The sequence below is a fragment of the Klebsiella sp. A-Nf5 genome, from assembly GCF_002810545.1.
Classification (GTDB): Bacteria; Pseudomonadota; Gammaproteobacteria; order Enterobacterales; family Enterobacteriaceae; genus Klebsiella; species Klebsiella variicola.
Map to the genome: position 1 here is coordinate 1 of NZ_PIOG01000006.1, position 334 is coordinate 334.

1 protein-coding gene is annotated in these 334 nt (G+C 33.5%); it reads left to right on the forward strand.

Features of this window, described 5'->3' with window-relative positions:
- The coding region (locus tag CWM53_RS32250; RefSeq protein ID WP_165784988.1) for an ABC transporter permease at positions 1 to 334 on the forward strand (334 nt) is incomplete at both ends.

The window sequence follows — 334 nt, forward strand, 5'->3', positions numbered from 1 at the left end:
AGTCGAGGACCGACATTATTTACCAGTAATGTAAATTACGTTAAGAAAGTTGTTTTTCCACTTGGCTGTCTTCCGTTTAGCATTTTTCTTTCGGCCGTGTTTAATTTCTTTATAAGTTTCATAATTTTGCTCATTGCTCAACTAATTGTCTTCAATTCAGTGCCTTGGACAATTTTATTCTTTCCGTTGTTGTTGATTCCTTTGTTTCTTATCGGTTTTTCATTAATTGTTATTTTTTCAACCATTGGCGTATATTTTCGAGATATAGCTCAGGCTGTGCCAATTATGATAACGTTTCTGATGTTTTTATCTCCGATATTTTATCCGTTAAGCG